This window comes from Leptospira ellinghausenii (assembly GCF_003114815.1).
Classification (GTDB): domain Bacteria; phylum Spirochaetota; class Leptospiria; order Leptospirales; family Leptospiraceae; genus Leptospira_A; species Leptospira_A ellinghausenii.
This window is the reverse complement of the sequence record NZ_BFAZ01000005.1, coordinates 127,011-148,902: the sequence shown is the minus strand read 5'-3', so window position 1 is coordinate 148,902 and position 21,892 is coordinate 127,011. Positions and strand designations below refer to the sequence as shown.

Sequence of the window (21,892 nt, the reverse complement as noted above, 5' to 3'; positions counted from 1 at the left end):
ATTTGAATCATAAAACATAGGATGGCAAGGTTTATTTTAAGATTCTAATAATTGAATAGTGATATCGGTCCAAACTTCTTTTAAGACCAAAGAAATCTCATTGTTCCACAACTCGGAAGATGTTTCTTCCAATGAATTTAAAAATACAGAAACAAGTTTGGAGAAGTTTTCTCTCGGAATTGATAACATTTGGTAATGGTTCGCTAATTTTGAAATTACTTTTTTTAAGGTCTTCGGGTTACCCAGTTTATCAACAATCGATTCTAAAATTTGATGTAATGGAATCAAAGCTTCGTCGGTTGTTTCATTGGAATTTTCCAGATTCACTTTTTTGTTTCGAAATGATTCTAATTTGTTTTCGTAATTATGGATCCAATTTGGGTTTTTTGCATTTAAATGATCAAAGTATTGTTGGACGAAAAGGATTGGATCTTTTCCTTTAAAGCCGATCACAGAGTATGCTTTCATCACATCCGATTTCCCTCTCAGTTTTGTGATTACTTTTTTATCAATGGATAATGATGTACCGATCGTATCATAAATGACATCGGATACCAAAAAACGTGTGTTTGTTTTTTTATTTAATGCTTCTAGCCTACTTGCCACATTCACTACATCACCCAAAACAGTTTGGCTCTTAAACTCGGAATGGCCAATATCCCCATAGATAACATTCCCTGCATGTAGTCCTAATCGAATATCAAATGTAAAATTGAAACGATCTTTCATTTCAATATTGAACTTTTTTAATTGATCAAACATTCGCAAACAAGCACGAATGGCCGATTTCATTGTTTCTGTTTTGAGATTTTGCATCTCTTCTGCTTGGGATTGTTTGGATCCAGTTTCATTTGGGATTTGAAAAAATGCTAAAATTCCATCGCCAATGAATTTATCAATTTCACCACCGTTGTTGAGAATGGGTTCACTCATTTCATGAAAAAAACGATTTAATACAAAAACAACATCATAGGCTAAATTGGATTCTGTAAAAGAAGTAAATCCTTTGATGTCCAAAAACAAAATCACAGCAAAACATTCTTCGCCGGTTTTGGAAGACTTCGACTCACTTGTGACCGTTTTTAAATCTTTATTATCACGAATGATCCTTCGCAATCCAATGTCTCCAAATACTTCCGTTTGGCAGGCCAATCGAATCTCAGTAGGCCATCCTTTGCGCTCAGCGAGTAATTGTTCCCTCTCGTTTCGGTTGCTTAAATTGGAAATTCCATCCGAAACATATACGCGGCAAGTGGTACACTTTGCATTCCCACCACATAAATGATACAACGGATAATCATGTTTGAGTGCAGTTTCTAAGATGGTTGTCCCTTTTTTTTCTGATTTTAATCGGGTGGTTTCTTTGTCGTAAAATATGATCTGCAAATTTTTAAATCCAAGTATAAGGCGAATGGATTTAAAATATGGGAATTTTCGAACTGGAGCAAGTAAGAATTCTTGCTTTTAGCCAAAATTTAACCAATGGAAGTACGAAATTGTAAAAATTGATAAAAAACTAATTGCATTAGTTAAATAAACTAATTATATTAGATTTATGAAAATTCACTACCACTATTTCCCCATTTTATTACCAATTCTTATCCCATTATGCCTATGGGCTGATGATTTCTCGAAAAACGAAAAACCAATCACTTCTTATTTCGCATTAAAAGAAGGAAAAATTGCCTATACGAAGTCGGGATCAGGCAAACAGAATTTTATCTTATTACCTGGGATAGGCGATCGAAAGGAAAGTTATTCTGATTTGGTCCATTTATTAAAAAATGAAGGGAATGTATATACATTTGATCTGCGAGGTATGGGTGAATCAGATGTTAGCTTTTCTTCTTATGGGCCGAAGGAAACCGCAATGGATATTCTCTCCTTCATTCAGAGAAACAATCTGCAAAATGTTTACATCATTGCTAATTCGATGACAGCGGCATCTGCAGTGTACATCCAGTCGAAAGAGAAAAAACGAGTGTTAGGAATGGTTTTATCAGGACCTTTTGTTAGAGACAAAGAACCTATGTCTTGGGGGTTAAAATCGATATTACAAATTGCCTTTCGGGGTCCTTGGGGACCAAGTGTTTGGGCCAAATTTTATGAATCTCTTTTCCCTATCCAACCACCAAAAGATTTGGAAGAACGTAAGGAAAAACTCAAAGAAAATTTAAAAGAAGAAGGAAGGATGGCCGCACTTCGTTCTATGTTATTTGCACCAAAAGAGGAATGTGAAAATGAGCTTGTCCATGTAAAAGGGAATCACATCATCATCATGGGATTAAAGGATCCTGATTTCTCAAATCCGGAAGAGGAAACAAATTGGATACAGGATACCATTGGTGGAACGGTTTATCTTTATGAAAACGTTGGGCATTATCCGTTTTTAGAAGAACCCAATCGTTTTTATTCAGATATAAAATCATTATGGCAAAAAAAATAAAAAACAAAATCGGAAGACCCAAAAAAGGCCAAACCCAAATCAGCCGTAGTTTGATTTTGGATTTGGCGTGGGAAACCATTCAAAATGTGGGTTTTTCCGAATTTCGTTTGGCAACTGTTGCAGAGGCACTTGGCATTCGCACGCCATCACTTTATAACCATGTAAAAGACACCGAAGATATATTTTGGGAAATACAAAAGAGAGCCTTGCGACTATTAGGTGACAGATTAGAACAAAATTTAAAAAAATCCGATCCACCAAAAGAATGGATCCCAAACTTTTTAAAATCCTATCGAAGTTTTGCCAAAGAATTCCCTCATATGTACCCTCTTGTCATCGTTTCTACCGAATCGGACCCAGAGCTCAAATTACTGGGAGATCGAATTTTACAACTCTGTATGTTTGCATTCCAATTCGAAACTTTAGACAAAGAAATGGTCCATAGGATTCGGATCATTCGTTCTCTCGTACATGGATTTATTGATCTAGAACGAGAAGGTGGTTTTGGCCGTAAGCAATCAGTCGAAGAAAGTTTTTTGAAACTAACAGAATCTCTCGAAACAGGAAAACTCTGGTAAAACTTTACTTTTCGGGAGAATGCTCGTGCGAAAACCTGGGAATACACTTATGGCAGCACTTACGATTACATTACCCGATGGAAGTTCCAAAGAACTCGAATCCGGAAAGTCATTTTCTGATTTTGTCCAAAACCAACTGCCTTTCTTAAAAGAGAAAGCTCTTGCCGTTGTCTTGTCCGATGGACGGACTGTTGATTTATCCTTTGTTCCTACCGAAAATACGAGTGTCAAATTTCTAACCTTTGATGACAAAGATGGAAAAGAAGTTTTCCACCATTCCTCTGCCCACTTACTTGGGATGGCTGTCCAAAGGTTATGGCCTCATGCAAGACTCACTGTGGGTCCTGTCATCGAGAATGGTCCAGGGTTTTTCTTTTACGACATCGATTTTGGTGAAACCATCATCACGGTGGATGACCTACCCAAAATCGAAGTGGAGATGGGAAAAATTGTTAAGGAAGACCTCACTGTCAAACGATGGGAACTTTCCAAAGAAGAAGCCATCGAAAAATTTAGGAAAGAAAATGAACCTTACAAGGTAGAACTCATCCAAGGATTTGAAGCCGCCTCTGTTTCGTTATACGGTCAAGGGGAATGGTATGACTTATGCCGTGGACCACATGTGGCTCGTACTGGCCAACTGAAAGCCTTCAAACTCACTGCCATTTCTGGTGCGTATTGGAAGGGAGATTCCAAAAACAAACAACTCACTCGTATTTACGGTGTGTCATTCCCCACCAAAAAACAGTTAGATGAATATATCTTTCTCATTGAAGAAGCCAAAAAAAGAGACCATAGAAAACTGGGAAAAGAGCTCGACCTCTTTAGTTTCCAAGACGAAGCTCCTGGGTTTCCTTTTTGGCATCCAAAAGGAACCGTTCTTTGGAACACCCTTGCATCGTATATCCGTGAAGAATGTTTTAGACGTGGGTACCAAGAAATCAAAACCCCTGCGATCTTAAATTCATCTCTTTGGAAAAAATCAGGCCACTGGGATAATTTTAAGGAAAACATGTATTTCACAGACATCGATGAAAGTGAGTTCGCCGTTAAACCGATGAACTGTCCTGGGTGTTGTTTGATTTACAAATACCATATGCATTCCTATCGGGAATTACCACTTCGATTTATGGAACTAGGGAATGTGCACCGACATGAAATGTCAGGTGTTCTTCATGGACTTTTCCGTGTTCGTGCCTTTACACAAGACGATGCGCATATTTATGCGCCACTAGAAAAAGTAGAATCAGAAGTCGAAGACATCATTGATTTTACCTTTGATGTGTATAAAAAATTTGGGTTTACCGAATTCAAAACCTTCATTGCGACAAGACCAGAAAAGTCCCAAGGTAGTGATGAAGATTGGAACCTCGCCACACAAGCATTACATGATGCCTTGAAGAAAAAAGGAATCGAATACGGGATCAAAGAAGGAGACGGAGCATTCTACGGACCAAAGATAGAGTTCAATATCAAAGACTCACTTGGTAGGTTATGGCAATGTGGAACTGTTCAAATTGACTTCTCGATGCCAAATCGTTTTGAACTCGACTTTACTGCGTCTGATGGAAAAAAACATGCACCAGTCATGATCCATCGAGCCATTTATGGATCCCTCGAACGTTTTATTGGAATTCTCATCGAACACTACGAAGGAAAATTTCCACTTTGGCTAAATCCAATTCAAATTCGTGTCTTAACCGTGGCAGAAACTCATAGTGATTATGCGAAAGAAGTATATCAAGATTTAGTAATGCACGGATTTCGAGTCGAACTCGATGTACGGAATGAAAAAATCGGAAGTAAAATTAGGGATTCCATCATAAAACGGTGCAGTTATACGCTCATCCTTGGGGATAAAGAAAAAGAAGCTGGAAGTATTTCCTTTAGGCGAATGGGTGAAGAAAAAACAGAAACGGTTTCTCGTGATGGATTCCTCTCTCTCCTCAAAGGGGAACTGAACTAAAGAAATTTCTTGACTAACACTGGCGGGAACGTATGGTTCCTACCAGTGCTCAAGAGTCAATTTGTATCTACATCGAAAGAACCAGTTACTCTTTATCTGGACCTTCCGATCCAACCACCGTATGACGTCTGTGATGCGTACGATGCTATCCCGATGATAGACCTTCCCATAGCGGATGGTGTTACTCTCGGATGGAAGGTGAGTCATATGCAATTTGTGGATGGAATGGGGAAAGATGTTTCCTTTGATTGTCCAAACATTGTCATCACTGGGGGACAAAATTTAGGAAACAAAGCCGTTTCATTGTATGTAGTCGCTGCTTTTTACGATGTTTCCGATCGTTTATTGTCTTGCCAAACTTCCGAACACTGTGTCCAACCTTGGGAACGTTACGATGTCCCTGGTTTATGGAGCCGATTTCCTTTTTCCATTTCTGAAATTTCTCGCGTTTGTTTACGGATCACCTTCTCCGGTTGCGATGCAAACGATAGAATCGAATCTCCGTTAACAATCGGTTCTTCGAAACCTATGAAAAAAGAATCCAAACGAGAGTGGAAACGGGCCGAACATGTGGTCGGTACTTACGGTTTCCAAAAATGGAACCCTGGCAAAGGGGAACTTTTGTATGCCACAGAACCCCTCACCAAAGAAAATAAACTGCGATTCCGTTTGGAACGAAAAGAAAACCAAGGCTTTCATTACCTAGCGATTGTTCCTTCCACCAATCCGATTCCGAGTGACCGAAAGTATGACAACCTCATCCAATATGTTTTGTATGATGAGTCCGGTCGGATTTGCCATGGAGGATCTTGTATGGGAATGGGAAACCATGGGGAATACCTTTCCCTTGTCCCCATTTTACCTGAAATCCTCCAAAAAGAATCCCTTTCCATCGAATATGTGGTGTGGGAAGGGCCTTCAGGAACGCTTTAACCCCTGAACATCGGCATTTGCAAAGAAATGTACTTGCGTGCCTAGTTTTTCATCCGAAATTGGAAATTGAAAGAAATTTCGGAGACTGAATGCAGAAACGGCCCAACCCTAGAGGGAACCCAAACCAAGATAAATTCGCCCACATCAGAATTAACGAACAAATTACCAATGTAGCATCGATTCGGCTCGTCAGTGACGAAGGATCTGATATCGTTACTCTGGAAGAAGCGCTCAGAAGAGCAAAAGAAGCTAACCTTGATTTGGTGGAAGTCTCGGGAGACCAGGATGTTCACGTCTGTAAGCTGATCGATTTTGGAAAATACAAATTCGAACTTCTTAAAAAAACGAAAGAAGCGAAAAAGAAACAACACGTAGTCACGGTAAAAGAAATCAAAATCCGCCCGCGGATTGATAACCATGACTTCGAGATTAAGAAGCGTCATGCTTTAGAATTCTTGCAAAAGGGTGATAAAGTAAAAGTGACACTTCGATTCCGAGGCAGAGAGATGGTTCACTCTGAAATTGGAATGAATATTGTTAACCGGTTTGTCGAGGACCTAAAAGAGCATGCCTCTCCCGAAAAAATGCCGGTACACGACGGAAAGACGATAGTTGTCGTGATGAACCCACTTAGTGAAAAACCTAAAGGATAAAAAAACTATGTATAAGCTGAAGACAAATAGGGCAGCAGCCAAACGTTTTAAGTTTACCAAATCTGGTAAAATCAAACGTGGTTGTGCGTTCCGAAGACATATCTTAGAGAAAAAATCTCCTAAGATGAAACACCAAAGCCGTGGAATGCACCTCATCCATGAAACCGACTATAACCGTGTAGAAAAACTTCTACCTTACGGGGGTTAAACGATGCCACGCGCAGTCAACGGAACCATTCATAAGAATCGTAGAAAGAAATTACTTGCGAAAGCAAAAGGTTTTAGAGGTGGACGTTCTAAACTTTTCAGAACAGCAAAATCAGCTGTGATGAAAGCGGGTCAATGGGCATACCGTGACCGTAGAAAGAAAAAGTCCGAATTTCGTAAACTTTGGATTACGCGCATTAATGCTGCAGTGAGAGAAAATGGAATGTCTTATTCAAAATTCATCCATGCCCTCAAAACACAAGGCATCAACTTAGACCGTAAGACATTGGCTGATCTTGCTTACAACCACAAAGAAGTATTCAACGCCATCGTAGAAAAAACCAAAGTCGCTAAGTAAATTAGTGCTTGATAGGAATGGAATAGCTCGTCTATTCTATTCCATCGGATTGTTATCATGTTAAAAATCGAAACCATTGAAGAGCTAGAAAGTAAAGTTGTTAAGGCCCTTGAGCTCATCCAGGACCTAAGAACAGAAAATGCACGCCTAGAGACGGAAAACGAATCCCTCCGCGCGGAAAATGACCAAATGAAGCTCGCAATGGAGGAAAAAGAGCGCGAATTAAAAACACTTCGTTCTCAACTCCAAGACGCGACGGACGAATTAAACCAACTCAAAGAAAGAGAAGGTTTACTTGAATCCAAAGTCCACCAACTCCTGGGAAGATTAGATGGCCTACCGACCACTGGTAGTTCCACTCCTAAAGTAACGCAACCCGTGGATGCACCTGTTCCAACTTCGGCACCAGAAGCGACAGCTGCGGTAACACCAAGTCTCACAACAGAAGACGATGATGAAATTATCTTACTTGATGAAGATGAATCGGAATTCCACGGAGAAGATGTTTTAGAAAAAACTCCTGCCTCTGCATCCTTTGAAAAAGAAGAACTCATTGTGGAAACTGAGGACGAAGTTCCAACTGTTGAGATTGATGAGGATGACGATATCATCATCGATGATGAAGATGAAGCCATTAGTGTATTTGATGCGGATGATGATGATGATTTTCTCATCATCGAAGACGATCCTAAATAATCCATATGGCAGACTCTGCCCAAAACTCTCATAAAATCACCAAACAAATATTTGGTGAAACTTATACAATCGTAGGAGAAGCATCTTCAGGATATATTTCTGAAGTTGCTGACTACGTGGAAACACGCCTTTTGGAATTGGGGAAAGTTTTACCCAATGCATCCAAAACCAAAATTGCCGTACTTTGTGCACTGAATTTAGCCGACGAGTTATTCCAAATGCGGGATGTCACTGCCAAAGTGAATGAAAATCCAGAATTGGAAGAACGTACGAAAAAAATTATCTCTTTATTGGAAGAGGGAATCATTGGGGACCATTTTTGAATTCGATTTCCAAACAAGACGCAAGGAAGATCCTCAAAACCAATATCCCAAAACTGAGTGACCGAGAAGAGTTAGAATCAGCGATTCTCAAAAGACTATTCCCTTTATTACAGGGAAACTCCAAAATCATCACTTATGTTCCTGACTTGCAATGGGAAGTGGATGTACTGCCTATCATCGAATCATCTCCCTTACCAAAACCCACAAGTTTTATTGAATCCAGGCATTCTGCGAAGTGGTACTTTCCAAAAGTGGTCCAAGACAAAGGATTATGTTTCCTTCGTCCGTTCTCTTTTGAAAAAGGCCCGTATGGAATCTTTGAACCGATAGGAGATGAGGAGATTTCCGTAGAGGAAGCGGATTTGATCCTGGTTCCAGGTCTTGGTTACCATGAAAATGGATTTCGCCTTGGAAGAGGTGGTGGGTATTATGACCGCATTTTGCACAAAGAATCGGTGCAAAAGAAAACAATTGGGTTTAGTTTTTCTAAATTTTTTCCCGTCCCATTCCAAGTAGAAGAACACGATGTTAAAGTCGGAAAAATGATTACGGAATTTCAGATTCATTCTTTTTTCGATTGAATCCACGTAGGATTCTGACACGATTCCAAGAAGCATATGGACCAAGAAAAACTCCTCACATCCCTTGCGGAAAAAACCAAAATGGAACAAGAGTCTGATTTAGGAGACCTTGAACAATTTCTTACCTTTACGATCGAAAAGGAATTTTTTGGGATCCGTTTGCTACTGGTTCATGAAATTTTAAAACCTGTTCTAATCACTCGTATTCCTAATGTAGAAGATTATATTTTAGGAGTGATCAACTTAAGAGGGGAAATTATCCCAATTGTTGATTTGAAAAAAAGATTCCATAATACTGATTCTGACATTTATCCTATTTCGCGTATCGTAGTTGTTATGTTAGAGGAAAAACGAATTGGGGTTTTAGTGGATGAAGTCAAACAAGTTGTAAAAATCCAAAAGGATTTTATCAGTTATACAACTGATGACTTGTCGTTAAACTATAGTAAGATGGTTGAATCTGTATCACGTTACGAAGACCATTTGATTTTGAATTTGGATTTGGAACAAATTGTAAATTTTGTTTCTACCACAAAGTAAGGAATAGGGGATACGACATTGGCTGGAATTTTAGGTGAATACACAGAAGTTTTCCTGGAAGAGTCCGAGGACCAAATTGAAGAACTCAATTCCAATTTGGTAAAACTAGAGAAGGACCACGAAAATCCCGAAATCATCAACGATATCTTTCGTGCAGCTCATTCCTTAAAAAGTTCATCGGCTTTTGTTGGATTGTATAATTTATCCGACCTCGCTCACACGATGGAAAACCTTCTCCAAAAAATTAGAGAAGGTAGTTTAGAAATTAATGTTAAACTCGTAAATTTACTTTTTGAATGTTTTGATTTGATCAAACAAGTGATAGAAGGTGTTGCTAACGGTATCAAAGTGGAGACCCCTTTCACTGACATGATCCAAAAACTCCAAGATTATGAAGTATCTGTATCTGTATCTGGTGGTGGAAGTACCTCTAAATCGGCAGTCGCAACTTCTGGAACCAAACAAGGACAAGTTGGAAACCAAACATCTATTGGGAATCTGACCGAAGACGAAATTTCTGAAATCAGAACTGCACTGAAAGAAGAAGACGGCCAATCTGCATTTACTGTTGACCTTCGTTTAAAAAATGAAACTCCGATGCAAAACCTTCGGTTACTACTGATTTTACAGTCAGTCAAACAGTCAGGTGTTATTGTTCGGTGTAATCCATCCGAAGAAGCTTTGGATAATGGACAAGGTAGTTTTGCACTTTCATTTATTACTGTTACTAAATATTCAAAAGACGAACTATATACACAATGTAACATTGATATGGTGGATACTCTTACGGTAATGGAACTCCAAATCCCTCAAACGGAAATGGAAGCACTGGAAAAACGAGTCGATGTAACACCCACAGTAAACAATCCAGTAAGTTCGATTTCGAATGATACGGAAGAAAGGGTGGTGGTGAAAGGTTCTGCCAATTTTGAAAAGGCCGTAACCGATTCAAAAGTTGTGATGCGCACCATCAAGGTATCCTCTGATAAACTCGACCAACTCATGAACAATGTGGGTGAGCTTGTGATCACAAACTCTGGATTCCAAAAAATCTATGATGATTTGGTATCACAGTTCGGGGAAGATTCTTTATTCAATGAACTAAAGGGTAAAATCGACCAAATCAATCGTATTTCCAAAGACCTACAAACAGGAATCATGAACATTCGAATGGTTCCGATTGGATCTGTGTTCAATCGTTTCACTAGGCTGATCCGTGATTTGTCATTGGAAACTGGCAAACAAGTGAATTTGGTTTTACGTGGTGAAAATACAGAACTTGATAAAAAAGTCATCGATGCGATTGGAGAACCACTCATCCATCTCATCCGAAACTCAGTTGACCATGGAATTGAATCTCCGGAAGAGCGAAAACTTGCTAGTAAATCGGAAGAAGGAACTGTCGAACTCAATGCTTACCAAGGTGGCTCCAATATCCTTGTGGAAATTCGGGATGATGGTAAGGGCCTTAATAAAAATAAAATCCTAAAAAAAGCCATCGAACGTGGGTTAGTTACCGAAGCCGATTCCCAAAACTTATCAGAATCTGACATCTTTCAGTTTATTTTTGCTCCAGGTTTTTCTACAGCGGATAAAATTTCCGATATTTCAGGCCGTGGAGTTGGAATGAATGTGGTGAACAAACTCATTGAAGAGTTTAAAGGAAAAATCATCATTCATTCAGAAGAAGGAAAAGGATCTTCTTTTACTTTGTCTTTCCCACAAGCCCTTGCGATCATTCCATCCATCCTTGTGATCATGGAAGAAGAAGTGTATGCTTTCCCATTATCAGAAGTATCTGAAACGATCAAAGTGAACCTCGACCAAATCACAACTCTAGAAGGGCATGAGATCATCAACCTAAGAGGAGAAGTTCTTCCTATTTACCGACTCAATCGTATTTTGGGTCTTGCCGACAAACAAGAAATGGTGGAAGTTCCTGTCGTGATTGTGAACTACAAAACAAGGAAACTTGGTTTTATGGTCGATGATCTCATAGGAAAACATGAAACGGTGATCAAGTCACTTGGGAAAAATTTCCAAGACGTTCAAGGGTTAACTGGTGCCACCATCATGGGAGATGGAACCATCATTTTGGTCTTAGACATTCCTGGGCTAGTTGAGATTGCTGCTGATAAAGTAGATTGGACGGATAAACTTGTATCTGGTGAGATGATGAAACGTTCATCCACAATTCGTTCGCTTGAAATGTCTGATTCTGAATACATATTCAAATCAAACCACCCTACAAATCGTTATAATGCGAAACTCATTGAGTTACGGGCAAAAGACAAATCGCGAATCAAAAAAGAAAAACATAAAATCGAAAAACACATCATTGTTCCAAAAGAAGAAGTGTTTACTGAAGAACCTGTGACTAACCAAAAAATCACAACAGAAGTAACTAAAAAAGAAACTACTGTGAATGGGCACAATGAAGATCATTCTTCCGTAAACGAAACCATTACTTCAACACTTGTTTTGGATCATAAAACTGACGAGATCCATAGGCTTGCTGACGTTGCAAAAATAGAAAATGTAAAACTAACGGAAAGAGAACAAGCTGCAGAAATCATTAAAGGCTTTGTCGAACAAAAAGAAGAACGACTCAATCAAGTTGCTTCACTGAGTAATGAAGCTATCAATGAGATCATGTCTTCCAAAGACATAAAAAAATTGGAAAACATTGTCAACACTGGAATGATGAATGCTGGTGTTGTGTTGTCTCAGTTGGTAGGTAAAGAAGTAGAGTTATTCATTCCCGAAATTAAACTTACGGACCGAGATGGTTTGGCGAAAGAATTCCGTTATTCCATGGACCAATTTTTTGGAATGAAAATCCGAATGACTGGTGATCTAAACGGAAATTTACTCATGATGTTTTCGGAAGAAAATGGCTCCGAAATTGCGAGAGAACTTCTTGGTTCTGAAGAAGCAAAGTATGCAGATGGTAGCAATCATAAATTATCGGATGATATGATGTCTGTATTATCTGAAATTTCCAATATTGTTTGTTCGAGTGTTATGAACTCTCTTTCCAACAAATTGAAGAAAGAAATTTTACCTTCTGTTCCTGAAATGATCACTGGCAGTTTTATGGAAGTAGTGGACATTGTAAAACCAGAAAGAACAAAGTTTTTGTCCATGCATACTGAGTTTAACCACCAAGGTAGTAACCTAATTGGTGTTTTAGTATTCTTACCTGATTTTGACGAGTTAGTTGAGTTAATTCATAGATCATGAACAAAAAACCGACCGTTGTGATCATTGATGACTCACTTCTTGTGAGAAATATTTTAAGTGATGCACTCACTAAAAAAGAGGAAGTTTCTGTAATTGCCACTGGCAAAACAGGGATGGACTGTATTGATCTTGCTGAAAAGTTAAAACCAGATTTTATCGTTTTGGACATCGAGATGCCCATCATGGATGGATTAACTGCTCTCGCTGAAATCAAAAAGAAAAAACTTCCGAGCCATGTGATCATGTTGTCGGTTCTTACACAACATGGTGCCGATGCTACCTTTAAGGCATTGGAACTTGGAGCAGTTGATTTTATCCCAAAACCCTCGAGTGGAAATCAGTTTTCGCCAGAAGACATAGCAGCAGTTTTATCTCTCAAAATCAAAGGGTTTTCGGATTCCAAACTTGTCAGTCCGGAATTCATTTCCCGTCCTGAACGGACCGAACGGCAATTAAATAAAAGTTTTCAAAAACCGATCCAAGTAGATGCTATCGGAATTGGAACCTCCACGGGGGGACCAAAAGCATTACAAACCGTTTTTGCAGGGATTCCAGCTGATTTTGCAAAGCCCATTTTTGTTGTGCAACATATGCCAGCAGGATTTACGAAAGCTTTTGCAGACAGGTTAAATTCTTTGTCTAAAATACATGTGAAAGAAGCAGAACAGGGTGATTTGGTGCAAGCAGGAACCGCTTACATTGCCCCTGGTGACTACCAAATGAAGGTAGTTTCAAAAGGAAAAGATCGTTTCATAGAGCTTACCCATTCAGAACAAGTGAATGGACATAGGCCTTCCATTGAAGTATTGTTTGATAGTTTAGTGGAAACGTATGGAGGCGATCATTTGTTATCCATGATCATGACAGGTATGGGTAAAGATGGTTCACATGCCATTTCCAACATACACGCGAAAGGTGGTATTACTTTGGCGCAGAATGAAGCAACTTCTGTTGTGTATGGAATGAACCGTGTGGCTGTAGAACTTGGGGGAATTGATTTTGTTCTCCCAGTGGATGAATTAGTACCAAAAATGATTGAATTATTAAAGTCGAGAGGGAATTAACATGGCAAGAATTTTGGTTGTAGATGATGCAAAATTCATGAGAACGCTCGTTAAAGATGCGTTAGTTGGAGCAGGTCACGAAATCGTTGGTGAAGCAGAAAATGGTAACATTGCGGTTGAGCAGTACAAAAATCTCAAACCAGACTTAGTCACCATGGACATTACCATGCGGGAAAAAGATGGGATTGAAGCAACAAAAGAGATTATCAAATTTGATGCTTCTGCAAAAATCATCATGGTTACGGCACTTGGACAAGAAGACCTTTTAGCAAAGGCAATCAAAATGGGTGTAAAGGATTTTGTTGTGAAACCTTTCCCACCTGAAAGATTGCAACAAGCTGCCGCAAAAGCATTAGGTTTATAAATCGTGTCCCAAACCCCGGAGTTTATCGTCCGGTGGCAAAACCAGGACGGTGGGTTGACTGAAGGACCTTTGACGGTTTTATGGTCTCTGATTGATAGTTATAAGGTGGATATCTTTGAAGTCTCCCTTTCGCGTATCACATCTGATTTCATTCAATTTTTGAGAACGAGTCAATCCTTGTCCATCGAGCTCACTTCCGAGTTTGCTGTGATGGCTTCACATTTGGTATACCTGAAATCCAAGGCTCTACTTCCAGACCCTGGGTTTGAAGAAGAAGACTATGACCCACCCCTTCCCAAGGAACTTGTGGACAAACTTTTGGAACACAAAAAATTCCAAATGGCGGGACAACGATTAGCAGAACTGGACAGATTGACCGCAGGTATGTTCACACGGGAAACAAACCAAGTTTTGGATGAAACTGAAAATTGGTTAGATGTGAGTCTTGTTGATCTCATTTCTGCCTTCAATTCGATATTGGAACAAGAAAGTTCCAATGAAGCCGAAGAGCAGATACCGATTTATGAAGGGGTATCCCAATATTCGGTCGAAGACAAAATGGCATACCTGCAAAATCTCCTAGAAAAAACTGGCGAAATTCACTTCATGGATTTGTTTGAAAATGACAAACCAGAAAAAAAAGAAATCGTCGCAGCCTTCCTTGCTGTATTAGAAGTTGTTAAAATCCGAGTTTGCAAAGTGATCCAACATGCAGTTTTCGGAGAAATCAAAATAGTCAAGGTTTAGATCAATTTGGAAGAAAGAAACTATACAAAGGGCCTTCTTGAGGCACTTCTCTTTTTATCTTCAGATCCAATCAAATTATCTGCACTGGCTAAGTCTTGTGGAATTGAAAAAACAGAAGCAAGAGAACTTTTAGATGAATTGATACTTGATTACCAAGAAAGAGAAGGTGGTTTTTTACTCAGAGAAATCGCTGGAGGGTACCAATTCATTACAAACCAAAAGTACAGTGAAATTCTATCTCATATTTTTAAAGATAAAAAAAGAGAAACTCTTTCCCGGGGAACACTCGACACTCTTGCAATCATAGCCTACAAACAACCAATCACCTTGACTGAGTTAGATGAGATTCGTGGAGTATCCTCAAGGGCCATGGTGGCAAGCCTAATGTCCAAAAAATTGGTCAAAGCTGTCGGACAAAAAGAAGTTCCAGGTAGACCCACTTTATACGGAACCACAAACGAATTTTTATTACATTTTGGTTTAAGTAAATTGACAGACCTACCAACTCCAGTGGAAGTCAAAGAACTCAAATTCGAAGATTTTACTCCTGAGTCTATTATTGTAACCGATGAAACTGAAATGAATCCTGATTTTGATTTGGATTCATTACCAGAAGAATTAAAAGAAGAGAATCTAAATGAGTAATGCAGAAGAAGAATTAAAAAAACTCCGTTCTGGTATTGACTCATTGGACACTCAAATCATTGATCTCATCCAAAAACGAGCAGGGTTTGCGCAAGAGATTGGCCGTGTGAAAAAAGAATCGGGTGGTCCCATTTACCGACCTGATCGTGAAAAAGATGTGTATGAAAAAGTCACACAACTTTCGAAGGGACCTTTACCTGCTTCTGTTATACGAGCAATTTACCGAGAAATGATGTCTGGAACCATTGCCTTAGAACACCCGTTAAAGATTGGATTTTTAGGTCCAGAAGGTAGTTTTTCTCATTCCGCTTTACGTTCCAAATTTGGGACATCAATTGAAGCGGTTCCACAGACTTCGATTCCCGACGTATTCCGAATGGTAGAAGAAGAAAAATTAGATTATGGTGTTGTTCCAGTTGAAAATTCAACAGAAGGACAAGTGAGTTCCACATTGGATATGTTTCTTGAAACAGATCTCATTGTGTATTCGGAACTTTACCAAAGGATTTCTTTTTCCTTATTAGGCTTTGAAACTGACCTTGCCGCAGTGAAACGAATTTATGGGATCCGAATTGGAAATGAACAATGTCGGAATTGGATTTCAGCTAACTTACCTAATGCGGAAGTTGTGGATACTTCTTCCACTGCCATGGCTGCAAAATTAGTATCCGAACGAAAAGATGGACTGGCAATTGCATCCAAAATTGCTGGAGAAATTTACAAACTGAACGTAATCGCGGAAGGGATTGAAGACTATTCGGGAAATACCACAAGGTTTTTAGTCATTGGGAAAACAGAGTCACCAGTGACAAAAGAAGATAAAACTTCGATTGTTTTTTCCATTCCTAACCAAACAGGTTCCTTATTTCAGATACTCAAAACTTTCCATGATGCTTCCGTGAATTTAACAAAAATTGAATCTAGACCCCTCAAGCGGAATTTATGGGAGTATCACTTTTTCATCGATTTTATTGGTCACAAAGCAGATCCAAAAATTAAGTCTCTACTCGAAACAGTAAAATCTCAATGTACAATCTTTAAACTACTTGGATCATATCCTACCGCAGGATCTTTTCCGACATGAAACTTGATCGTATCCTCATTTATGGAATGGGGCTTATGGGTGGATCCTTATCTCTTGCCATTCGAGAAAAATATCCAAAGGCAGAAATTAGTGCGGTTGTTCGATCTAAAAAAAGTAAAACAACAATCCTTTCGAAAAAATTGGCAACTCATGTATTCACATTAGAAGAAAATCCAAAGATTGAATGGGATCATTTTGATTTAGTTGTATTTAGTACACCTGTTGCATCTGTTTTGAAACTCATTCCAAGTTTACCAAAATCAGGAAAGACAATTTATATTGATTTGGGATCCACCAAACAGTCGATTGTTGATCTCGTAAATATCCATTTTGGTGATAACGAACACAATTATATTTCAACACATCCAATGTGTGGTTCTGAACAGACTGGTCCGGAAGCCGCAGTGCCAAGTTTGTATGTCGATAAACTTTGTATTTTAACAAAACCTAAATTGGCGAGTCAAACAAGCTTTGATTTTGTGAAACAATTTTGGGAAACGATAGGTTCGTGGACCATTCAAATGGATGCAAAGGTCCATGATGAAACGTTGGCATATGTTTCCCATTTGCCACATGTGATTTCGACAATCCTTGTGAATGTTGCTGGTAAAAATCATACAACGATGGACCAAGTAAATTCAATCCCAAAACCAATTACGGGTGGGGGCTTTCGTGATATGTCAAGGATTGCGGGCTCAAATGCGGAGATGTGGGTTTCTATTTTTAAAGAGAATAAATCCTTTCTCATCGACTCAATTGATCAATTCATTACCCAACTTACGGAATTTAGAAATTTATTTTTAGAAGATGTTGGACTAGATGAATCAAAAATGATTTCCATTTGGGAATCAGCACTCAAGAAAAAAGAAACAATTCAAAAAAACAAATGAAGTTTCTGAAGAACATACAAAAATTAAGCGGTTGTCAGGCGGGCATTTTAACAAATCAAAGTGCCTTTGGTTATCTTGGAAAGTATCATTTTCAAACTTATTCTGAAATCTTCAATTTAAAAACTATCTTTTTGCCTGAACACGGATTGTTTGCTGAGTTGCAAGACCAAGTGAGTGGAGATGAGTTGTCTTATCTTTTTGGAGACATGCAAATTGTAAATTTGTATGGTAAGGAAGAGAGTAGTTTAGTCCCACCGAAGGAGAGTTTAAAAAATTTAGATGTAGTAATCATCGATATTAAAGATGTTGGTTCACGTTATTATACATTTTTAACGACTGCTTATTATATCTTAGAAGAACTTTCTAAATTAAAAAAAGAAACTGGTAAATCACCTGTATTTTTAGTAATCGATTCTCCAAATCCAATTGGTACAAAAGTGGAAGGAAGTCCCTTACAGGAAACTTACCAATCGTTTGTAGGTGTCAAATCAGTCCTCCACCGCCACGGTCTAACGCCAGGAGGTTTATTGACCTATTATAATGAAACGTTTCATTTGAATGTTGATGTAGTAGTTGTTCCTGTTGGTGTTTTCCATCCAACCAAGGTGACATCATTTGAATGGGTTCCTCCGTCTCCAAATATACCAACACAAAATACTTGTTATGTGTATCCGGGTATGTGTTTGTTAGAAGGGACAAACTTATCGGAAGGAAGAGGCACAACAAAACCGTTCGAAACATTTGGCGCACCTTATCTGATGGGCAAAGAAAAGTTAGAATTGGATAAACGAATGTTATCTCACCAAAAAGGTAAGTTTTTATTACGTAATTTACGTTTTTTACCTACATTTCATAAATATGCGGGAATCATTTGTGAGGGTTACCAATTAATGGTTTTGAAACCCAAACAATTCCATTCATTGTATTTCACTTTGTATTTCTTAAAACAAGTGAATGGATTGTTTCCAGATCAATTTGAGTTTTTAAAAGGTGTGTATGAGTTTCGATCAGACAGACCAGCGATTGAACTTCTAACCGGTGATTCCTATTTACTTGAATATCTCTACGGAAAACATTCCGATTCTGACCTAGAAAGGTATTTGGAAGAAAACGAAACAATTTGGAACAAGGCAATAAAACCATTTCGGTACTAATTTTTTTGACAAATTGGTGTTGCAGACCGACTAAAGGATAGGTATACAATGACCATGACAAAACTGTTTCGAACCATCATTCTATTTTCCCTCATGACAACTTTATTCACCAATTGTGGTTACAATCGAATCCAAGAGTTGGATGAAGAAGTTTCGGCTTCTTGGGCAGAAGTGCTCAACCAATACAAAAGAAGAGCTGATTTAGTTCCCAATTTAGTGTCTGCAGTAAAAGGTTTTGCAAACCAAGAAAAAGACATCATGAAAGGAATTGCAGAAGCAAGAGCAAAAATTGGATCTATCCAAGCAACTCCTGAGCTCATTAACAATCCTGAAAGTTTAAAACAATTTGACCAAGCACAAGGACAACTCGGTTCTGCATTGTCTAGACTCCTTATGATCCAAGAGAACTATCCACAGTTAAAATCAGACCAACATTTTTCTGACTTGATGGCACAACTGGAAGGAACTGAAAATCGTATCACTGTTGCAAGGAACCGATTCATTAAAGCTACAAAAGAGTTTAATGTTTACATTCGTCAATTCCCTGCAGTCTTAACGGCAAAAGCATTTGGATATGAAGCAAAAGCAACATTCACTGTCGAAGACCAAAAGACGATAGAAAATGCTCCCAAAGTTGAGTTCTAATTTAGATACCAAATCATTATAAACTAGATTTGTGTGAGAAAAAACCGGTGAAAGCCGGTTTTTCTTTTTAAAATTGGAAGTATAAAAATGGACTGGAAACTGTTACGCTATAAATGATAAACGATGTGATGTAGAGCAATATGCAAGATGGAACTAAAAAGTACAAATTGTCCGTGATAAATGCAAATCGATCTTCCTTCTTATCCTGCATGATATCAATAAAGAATAAAAATCCAACTAACACAACTAAGCTGAGGCTCATCTGAGGGAATTGGCCAACCGCGCCTGTAAACGCTCGTTCTAACATAATATTGGTGATACCCATTCCTGTGGGGACTTCTGGAGTTGCTTTCGCTCGAAAGAAAAAACAAGACAATACAAAAATGCCCACTGGGTAAATTGGTTGGATGTATCTAGGGACTTTGTTCCAGGCATTACGCATAGTTTCAAATTTAAAAACAAATTTTTCAACCACCATCATTGTGGAGTGGAGAGTACCCCAAAACACAAAAGTCCAATCTGCACCGTGCCAAATTCCAGAAACAAATGTAGTAATGAATAAATTTACATACGCTAAAATTTCACCTCTTCGATTTCCGCCTAACGTAATGTATACGTAATCTCTCAACCAGGAACTAAACGAAATATGCCATCTTCTCCAAAGTTCACTAAGGGTACCCGATAAAAAAGGTCGGTCAAAGTTTTTAGGAATATGAAATCCAAGAATTCTTGCAGTACCGATTGCAATATCTGAGTATCCGGAAAAATCACAATAAATTTGAACTGCGAATAAAAAAGCTGCAATCCACATGGCAATCCAATTGTACTCCGTTGGGTTTGCATATATTGGATCGATCACATAAGATACAGGGTCCGCAATGAATGTTTTTTTAAAGATTCCCCAAAAGAGTTGTTTTAATCCATGTTTTAGATTGTCTTTTGTGAAGTCCTTAGAATCTAAAAATTGGTGTAATACATCACTTGCGCGTAAGATAGGACCTGCCACAAGTTGTGGGAAAAATGACAAAAAAAGACCAAAGTGGAAAATGGATTTAGCTCTTTCCACAACACCTTTGTAAACATCTACCGCATACGAAACAGCTTGGAGGGTGAAAAAACTAATCCCCATGGGTAGTAAAATTCCCGATTTTTGAACAAACTCAGGATCACAGGGAGTAAAGGAAAAGGTTTGGTTCCAGACTGTAATTGAGAAATCTAAATACTTAAATACAAACAATAAACTTAAATTACTCCAAACAGCTACGTTTAACCAAAAAATCTTTTTATTTTTTGATTGGGTTTCCTCCATGTAATCGACTGCAAGTTTTGTGATGACAAAAGAGAAAACTAGTAAAATGAGAAATGGAATTCTGAAAATTGCATAAAAGTACAAACTAACAATGAATAACCATAAACCTTGGAATCGTTTTGGAATAAGGAAATAAATGAATATGACTATAGGTGCGAAGATTAAATAATGAACTGAGTTAAAGAGCATTTTACTTTATTTCCTTTAAGGCAGATCGAATGGATTCGGATGCCCAAAGATTTCCGAGTTTTGTTAGGTGGCCATCACCTGGAATATAATAATCTTGGATGCCTGCTTTTTTTGTTTTTCCATGTATGGTAAATTCACGGCCACACATTTTGTCGGTGTATGGTAAGATTTCCAAAGTTCTGATCCTTTTGGATTCTAAATATCGTTTTGCTCTGAGAGCATAATTTCCTAATCGATTGTATTTGCCAAGTTGACGGCAATAGACTTCTTCAATTTGCATCGGTAATAACACTGGAATCCATTCGAAACCTTTGTCTTTCGAAAACTGAATCATCTGGTCATAGGCTCTCGTAGTGGTTTCAGGAAGTGGTTCTAGATCATTTGTATTGATTGGAGTATCTGAGCATTGGATTTGTAAATTAGGAATGGGAGTCGGGCAAATGAATGTATCAGAATTTTCGCACTTTACCTTTTTTACAGGTAGAATGAATGCTTCTTTTAAATACTGGAGTGGGGATTCCATAATTTGATTGGAATCCATTTTCATGATGTATTTTGTTTGTGCCCATTTTACTTTTGTTTGTTCATACGCAAGTTTCAGTGCTTGTAATAGATAAGAAACACGAGTAAGTTCAAACTGAATGCGAAATTTATTTTTCCATTCTAGATCATTTTCATGAAGGGCATCATTTTCATCATCAGGCAAAATCCCTTGTGCACGTAATTCCTCAGGCATCGTAAAGTCATTGGGAGAGATAAAAAAGAGAACCTTTTTGATATTTGGGATTTTGTCAGATAAATCTTTTAGGCGTTTGTAGGATCCAAGAGAACCATAAGCATCAACTCCAAAATTTAAACTTTGGTACTGGGTTCCATTTTCCTCATATCCATCTAGTTTCGAACAAAAGGTATCTTCGTCAGAAACCCCAAACCCCATCACAAGACTATCCCCTAGGCATACGAGTTTGGGTTTTTCTGGAATGGGTTCTTCTAAGCCTCGTAGTCCGAGGGAATTCGTTGTGAATTGCCCTTGCCAGAGGTCCGCATAATGGCGGACAAATCTGCTTTCATTTGGGGCAAGTGTGACACCATAGTCGGGATGGTATGCATGTAATAATTTGACATCACGGTAATAACGTAAGGCAGGAGGGTTGGCAAGGCGAAAGATCCCTTCCAAGAACAATAAAGCGAACGGGAAAAGTAGGACAATGGCTCCCCATCGTTTCCAGTTTAAGATCATATCCCTCTAAACTTTAGAATGGGACTTAAGAATCAAG

Annotated in this window: 23 protein-coding genes; 20 read left to right on the top strand and 3 right to left on the bottom strand. The window is 38.5% G+C overall.

The features are described 5' to 3' along the window. Nucleotides 1-36: 36 nt before the first annotated feature. A complete protein-coding gene (locus DI076_RS04795) occupies nt 37-1,386 on the bottom strand; it encodes an adenylate/guanylate cyclase domain-containing protein (RefSeq protein WP_108958840.1) in 1,350 nt (449 codons plus the stop codon). Nucleotides 1,387-1,555: 169 nt separating this feature from the next. Here DI076_RS04795 and DI076_RS04790 point away from each other — a divergent pair, with 169 nt between their 5' ends. From DI076_RS04790 to DI076_RS04695, 20 genes are all read left to right on the top strand, one after another. After that, on the top strand, nt 1,556-2,446 hold the full coding sequence (locus tag DI076_RS04790) for an alpha/beta fold hydrolase (protein WP_108958839.1): 891 nt from the start codon (nt 1,556-1,558) through the stop codon (nt 2,444-2,446). Further along, nucleotides 2,431-3,024, top strand: coding sequence for a TetR/AcrR family transcriptional regulator (locus DI076_RS04785; protein ID WP_108958838.1), 594 nt, complete (start codon nt 2,431-2,433; stop codon nt 3,022-3,024). Before DI076_RS04790 ends, DI076_RS04785 begins: the two co-directional genes overlap by 16 nt. 49 nt (nt 3,025-3,073) lie before the next feature. After that, nucleotides 3,074-4,990, top strand: a complete 1,917-nt coding sequence (gene thrS / locus DI076_RS04780; RefSeq protein ID WP_108958942.1) for a threonine--tRNA ligase — start codon at nt 3,074-3,076, stop codon at nt 4,988-4,990. Nucleotides 4,991-4,999: 9 nt separating this feature from the next. Then, nucleotides 5,000-5,923: a hypothetical protein gene (locus DI076_RS04775; protein WP_108958837.1), complete on the top strand. Its 924-nt coding sequence runs from the start codon at nt 5,000-5,002 to the stop codon at nt 5,921-5,923. A gap of 89 nt (nt 5,924-6,012) precedes the next feature. Continuing rightward, on the top strand, nt 6,013-6,576 hold the full coding sequence (gene infC / locus DI076_RS04770) for a translation initiation factor IF-3 (protein ID WP_108958836.1): 564 nt from the start codon (nt 6,013-6,015) through the stop codon (nt 6,574-6,576). Between the two features lie 7 nt (nt 6,577-6,583). Next, nucleotides 6,584-6,784: a 50S ribosomal protein L35 gene (gene rpmI, locus DI076_RS04765; RefSeq protein ID WP_002988170.1), complete on the top strand. Its 201-nt coding sequence runs from the start codon at nt 6,584-6,586 to the stop codon at nt 6,782-6,784. A gap of 3 nt (nt 6,785-6,787) precedes the next feature. Then, entirely contained in the window at nt 6,788-7,141 is a 354-nt protein-coding gene (gene rplT / locus DI076_RS04760) for a 50S ribosomal protein L20 (protein WP_100727433.1), read from the top strand. 57 nt (nt 7,142-7,198) lie between these two features. Then, nucleotides 7,199-7,837 (top strand): hypothetical protein, encoded by a 639-nt coding sequence (locus DI076_RS04755; RefSeq protein ID WP_108958835.1) that lies wholly within the window; start codon nt 7,199-7,201, stop codon nt 7,835-7,837. A 5-nt stretch (nt 7,838-7,842) separates the two neighbouring features. Beyond that, nucleotides 7,843-8,160, top strand: coding sequence for a cell division protein ZapA (locus DI076_RS04750; RefSeq protein WP_100727435.1), 318 nt, complete (start codon nt 7,843-7,845; stop codon nt 8,158-8,160). Then, complete coding sequence (locus DI076_RS04745; protein WP_108958834.1) at nt 8,157-8,741, top strand: 5-formyltetrahydrofolate cyclo-ligase; 585 nt, start codon at nt 8,157-8,159, stop codon at nt 8,739-8,741. Before DI076_RS04750 ends, DI076_RS04745 begins: the two co-directional genes overlap by 4 nt. A 36-nt stretch (nt 8,742-8,777) precedes the next feature. Next, nucleotides 8,778-9,281: a chemotaxis protein CheW gene (locus DI076_RS04740; protein WP_108958833.1), complete on the top strand. Its 504-nt coding sequence runs from the start codon at nt 8,778-8,780 to the stop codon at nt 9,279-9,281. 18 nt (nt 9,282-9,299) lie between these two features. Continuing rightward, nucleotides 9,300-12,524, top strand: coding sequence for a chemotaxis protein CheW (locus tag DI076_RS04735; RefSeq protein WP_108958832.1), 3,225 nt, complete (start codon nt 9,300-9,302; stop codon nt 12,522-12,524). Continuing rightward, complete coding sequence (locus DI076_RS04730; RefSeq protein ID WP_108958831.1) at nt 12,521-13,588, top strand: protein-glutamate methylesterase/protein-glutamine glutaminase; 1,068 nt, start codon at nt 12,521-12,523, stop codon at nt 13,586-13,588. Before DI076_RS04735 ends, DI076_RS04730 begins: the two co-directional genes overlap by 4 nt. A gap of 1 nt (nt 13,589) precedes the next feature. Further along, on the top strand, nt 13,590-13,952 hold the full coding sequence (locus DI076_RS04725; protein WP_002975323.1) for a response regulator: 363 nt from the start codon (nt 13,590-13,592) through the stop codon (nt 13,950-13,952). 3 nt (nt 13,953-13,955) lie between these two features. Next, complete coding sequence (locus DI076_RS04720; protein ID WP_100727440.1) at nt 13,956-14,699, top strand: segregation and condensation protein A; 744 nt, start codon at nt 13,956-13,958, stop codon at nt 14,697-14,699. A gap of 6 nt (nt 14,700-14,705) precedes the next feature. Next, the gene (gene scpB, locus DI076_RS04715; protein ID WP_108958830.1) at nt 14,706-15,344 is read left to right on the top strand and encodes an SMC-Scp complex subunit ScpB; all 639 of its coding nucleotides are present in this window, start codon (nt 14,706-14,708) and stop codon (nt 15,342-15,344) included. Beyond that, complete coding sequence (gene pheA / locus DI076_RS04710; RefSeq protein ID WP_108958829.1) at nt 15,337-16,428, top strand: prephenate dehydratase; 1,092 nt, start codon at nt 15,337-15,339, stop codon at nt 16,426-16,428. Before scpB ends, pheA begins: the two co-directional genes overlap by 8 nt. Further along, complete coding sequence (locus DI076_RS04705) at nt 16,425-17,318, top strand: prephenate dehydrogenase (protein ID WP_108958828.1); 894 nt, start codon at nt 16,425-16,427, stop codon at nt 17,316-17,318. Before pheA ends, DI076_RS04705 begins: the two co-directional genes overlap by 4 nt. Beyond that, nucleotides 17,315-18,472, top strand: coding sequence for a DUF1343 domain-containing protein (locus tag DI076_RS04700; RefSeq protein ID WP_108958941.1), 1,158 nt, complete (start codon nt 17,315-17,317; stop codon nt 18,470-18,472). The genes DI076_RS04705 and DI076_RS04700 overlap by 4 nt, the downstream gene beginning before the upstream one ends. Before the next feature lie 54 nt (nt 18,473-18,526). After that, entirely contained in the window at nt 18,527-19,117 is a 591-nt protein-coding gene (locus DI076_RS04695) for a LemA family protein (RefSeq protein WP_100727549.1), read from the top strand. A 67-nt stretch (nt 19,118-19,184) separates the two neighbouring features. Here the strand turns inward: DI076_RS04695 and DI076_RS04690 are convergent, their stop codons facing one another. Both DI076_RS04690 and DI076_RS04685 read right to left on the bottom strand, forming a co-directional pair. Beyond that, the gene (locus DI076_RS04690; RefSeq protein WP_108958827.1) at nt 19,185-20,615 is read right to left on the bottom strand and encodes an MBOAT family O-acyltransferase; all 1,431 of its coding nucleotides are present in this window, start codon (nt 20,613-20,615) and stop codon (nt 19,185-19,187) included. A gap of 1 nt (nt 20,616) precedes the next feature. Continuing rightward, nucleotides 20,617-21,855, bottom strand: a complete 1,239-nt coding sequence (locus DI076_RS04685; RefSeq protein WP_108958826.1) for an LA_2490 family SGNH/GDSL-type esterase — start codon at nt 21,853-21,855, stop codon at nt 20,617-20,619. Between the last annotated feature and the right edge of the window lie 37 nt (nt 21,856-21,892).

Coding starts and splice junctions, on each gene's coding strand:
- DI076_RS04790 (WP_108958839.1), top strand. CDS start 1,556: ATGAAAATTCACTACCACTATTTCCCCATTTTATTACCAATTCTTATC.
- rpmI (WP_002988170.1), top strand. CDS start 6,584: ATGTATAAGCTGAAGACAAATAGGGCAGCAGCCAAACGTTTTAAGTTT.
- infC (WP_108958836.1), top strand. CDS start 6,013: ATGCAGAAACGGCCCAACCCTAGAGGGAACCCAAACCAAGATAAATTC.
- DI076_RS04740 (WP_108958833.1), top strand. CDS start 8,778: ATGGACCAAGAAAAACTCCTCACATCCCTTGCGGAAAAAACCAAAATG.
- thrS (WP_108958942.1), top strand. CDS start 3,074: ATGGCAGCACTTACGATTACATTACCCGATGGAAGTTCCAAAGAACTC.
- DI076_RS04730 (WP_108958831.1), top strand. CDS start 12,521: ATGAACAAAAAACCGACCGTTGTGATCATTGATGACTCACTTCTTGTG.
- DI076_RS04700 (WP_108958941.1), top strand. CDS start 17,315: ATGAAGTTTCTGAAGAACATACAAAAATTAAGCGGTTGTCAGGCGGGC.
- DI076_RS04725 (WP_002975323.1), top strand. CDS start 13,590: ATGGCAAGAATTTTGGTTGTAGATGATGCAAAATTCATGAGAACGCTC.
- DI076_RS04785 (WP_108958838.1), top strand. CDS start 2,431: ATGGCAAAAAAAATAAAAAACAAAATCGGAAGACCCAAAAAAGGCCAA.
- pheA (WP_108958829.1), top strand. CDS start 15,337: ATGAGTAATGCAGAAGAAGAATTAAAAAAACTCCGTTCTGGTATTGAC.
- DI076_RS04695 (WP_100727549.1), top strand. CDS start 18,527: ATGACAAAACTGTTTCGAACCATCATTCTATTTTCCCTCATGACAACT.
- DI076_RS04690 (WP_108958827.1), bottom strand. CDS start 20,615: ATGCTCTTTAACTCAGTTCATTATTTAATCTTCGCACCTATAGTCATA.
- DI076_RS04705 (WP_108958828.1), top strand. CDS start 16,425: ATGAAACTTGATCGTATCCTCATTTATGGAATGGGGCTTATGGGTGGA.
- DI076_RS04755 (WP_108958835.1), top strand. CDS start 7,199: ATGTTAAAAATCGAAACCATTGAAGAGCTAGAAAGTAAAGTTGTTAAG.
- rplT (WP_100727433.1), top strand. CDS start 6,788: ATGCCACGCGCAGTCAACGGAACCATTCATAAGAATCGTAGAAAGAAA.
- DI076_RS04685 (WP_108958826.1), bottom strand. CDS start 21,855: ATGATCTTAAACTGGAAACGATGGGGAGCCATTGTCCTACTTTTCCCG.
- DI076_RS04750 (WP_100727435.1), top strand. CDS start 7,843: ATGGCAGACTCTGCCCAAAACTCTCATAAAATCACCAAACAAATATTT.